The sequence below is a fragment of the Leucobacter soli genome (assembly GCF_042659205.1).
In the GTDB taxonomy this organism is placed as follows: domain Bacteria; phylum Actinomycetota; class Actinomycetes; order Actinomycetales; family Microbacteriaceae; genus Leucobacter; species Leucobacter soli.
On sequence record NZ_JBHSRW010000280.1, the window covers coordinates 1 to 2,682 of the forward strand.

The window sequence follows — 2,682 nt, forward strand, 5'->3', positions numbered from 1 at the left end:
CCGCACTCGCCTCGCAGCAGGCCGGGGGATCGGCGAGCGGCACCGCCGATGATGCGGCGGTCGGCTCGTCGGTTCCCGCGGCAGTCGATACCGCGGTCGATGCGGCCCCGGCCGTCCAGGAGTGGCTCTGGCTGCTCACCGAGGACTCGGCGCCCGAGCCCGACGCGCTCGAGCGGATCCTCGAGACCGTGCAGCGCGCGCCCTCGGTCGTGCTCGCGGGCCCCAAGCTCGTCGACTGGGATCGACCGGAACGCATCATCGAGCTCGGCCAGAGCCTCACGACTCGCGGTGACCGCTGGCTGCTGCGCAGGCAGGAGCTCGACCAGCAGCAGTACGACCACCTGCAGGACGTACTGGGCGTCGGCCCGGTCGGCCTGCTCGTCCGCCGCGACATCTGGGAGCGGCTGAACGGCTTCGATCCGGCGCTCCCCGTGTTCGACGACGGCCTCGACCTCAGCGTTCGGGCCCGGCTCGCCGGGTACCGTGTCGTCGTGGCGCCCGCCTCGCGGATCCGCTTCGCCCGCTCGGGCGTGGCCGGCCCCCGCATCGATCGCTCGCGCGCGGTCATGCGCACCGCGCACCGTCAGGGCCGCACCGCTCACCTGCACCGGCGGATCGCCTACGCGCCGGCCTTCTTCGCGTTCTTCATGTGGCTCGGGCTCCCGCTCGTCGCCGTCGCGCGCGTGCTCTGGGCACTGATCCGCGAGCAGCCCGGCCAGATGCTCGGCGAGTTCGCGGCGGCGCTCCGCGTCTTCTTCACCCCGGGGTCGATCGTCTCCTCGCGGAGACGGATCGCCGCGGCCGACACCGCGGGCTGGAGCGCCGTACGACCGTTGCGCGTCGACCCCAAGACCGTCCGCACGACGCGGATGATCGACCGGGAAGCCCTGCTCGCGGCGCAGGGCCGGCAGACGCGGGAGCTGCATTTCGTGTCGACCGGCGGCCTCGCCACCCTCGTCGCCGCGATCGTCGTCGCCGTCGCGCTGACCTGGTGGGCGATCCCGCGCACCGGCCTCAGCGGCGGAGCGCTCGCACCGCTCAGCCCCCTCGGCGAGCTGTGGCGGAACACTCTCACTCAGAGCGGGGTGCCGGCCGACCCGTTCGCCTGGGTGCTCGCGCTGCTCGGCACGCTGACCTTCTGGAATCCGTCGCACGCGGTCGTGCTGCTGCTCATCGTCGCGATCCCGCTCGCGACGCTCGGCGGATGGATCTGGGGCGCGCAGCTCACCGAGTCGAAGGCCGGGCGCGCACTGATCGGTCTCGGCTGGGCGCTCAGCCCCGTGCTCCTCGGCTCGCTCGGCGCCGGCCGCCTGCCGACCGTGATCCTCGCCGTCGTGCTGCCCTGGCTGCTGCTCGCCGCCTCCCGCTGCCGGGAATCCTGGAGCTGGGCGGGATCGGCTTCCCTGCTGGCCGCCGTCGCGCTCGCCTGCGCGCCCGTCCTCATCCCCGCCGCGGCCGTCGTCTTCGTCGTCGGCCTCGTGAGCTCTCTGCGCGGCATCACCCGCGTGCTCACGACCGCGATCGCCCCGCTCGCGCTCTTCGCGCCGAAACTCGTCGCCCTGATCGGCGGCCGTGCGCTCGACCTCGTGATCGATCCCGGCCTCACCCCCGTCTTCCGCCCCGGCACCGTCTGGCACTCGATGCTCGGCTTCCCGGAGTTCGGCCTTGCTGGCTGGGCGCCCATCCTCGATGCGATCGGCCTCGGCGATGCGCCGGCCACCCTGCTCGTCGGCGTGCTCCTGCTGCCGATCGTTCTGCTCGCCGCCCTCGGACTGTTCACCGGCCGAGTCTTCGTCACGGTCACGAGCGCGCTGATCGGCGGGCTCGGGCTGCTCACGGCATTGGCCTCCGCGCAACTGCGGCTCGTCGGCGAAGGACCCGAGGCCGTCGCCGTCTGGACCGGATCCGGTCTCTCCCTCTACTGGATCGGCGTGCTGAGCCTCGCCGCCGTCGGCTGCACCGTGCTCGCGCGGGCTGCCGCCCCGATCGTCGCGGTCGCCCTCGTCGCGGCCCTCATCGCCGTCGCCCCGCTGGCCGTCCGTCTCGCGACCGCCCAGACCGAGCTGCGACCCGGCGACGACCAGATGCCCGCGATCGTGCAGGCGGCCGGTTCGATCGACCCGGAGACGCGGACCCTCTCCCTCACGACTCTCGGGGAGGACCGGGTCCGGGCGGAGCTGATCATCGGCCCGGGCGTGCGACTCGACCGGTTGCGCACGGCCGACCGCGTCCCCGAGGCCACGGAGCAGGACCGTTGGATCGCGGACCTCGTGGGCAAGCTCGCCTCGACGGGAAACGACGTCGGGCTGCAGACGGCGCTCGCCGAACGCGGAGTCGGGTTCGTCGTGCTGCGCGAGGCCGGCGACTCGGCGGAGCGCGCGGAGCTGCAGGCGGCGCTCGACCAGAGCACCGCGCTGACCAGCGCCGGGCAGACCGACCACGGCCTCCTGTGGCGGCTGCAGGGCGATGTCGCCGATGAAAGCGAGACGCCGGCGAATACGACGGAGGCACTCGAGGGCACGAGCTTCAGCGGGGTCACCGTGTGGTGGATCCAGGTGATCGTGCTGCTCGGCATGGTGCTGCTCGCACTGCCGACAGGCGAGGTCGTCGAACGTCCGGAGAGGCGCGCGCGCGGGCATCGTCGCGGTGCCGGTGCTGCGGGCGCTGCTGCGGGCGCCGCTG

At 73.5% G+C, this 2,682-nt stretch carries 1 protein-coding gene; it reads left to right on the forward strand.

The window, feature by feature from the left end:
* A partial coding sequence (locus ACFPZL_RS12100; protein WP_382335604.1) for a glycosyltransferase occupies positions 1-2,682 on the forward strand: 2,682 nt, incomplete at both ends.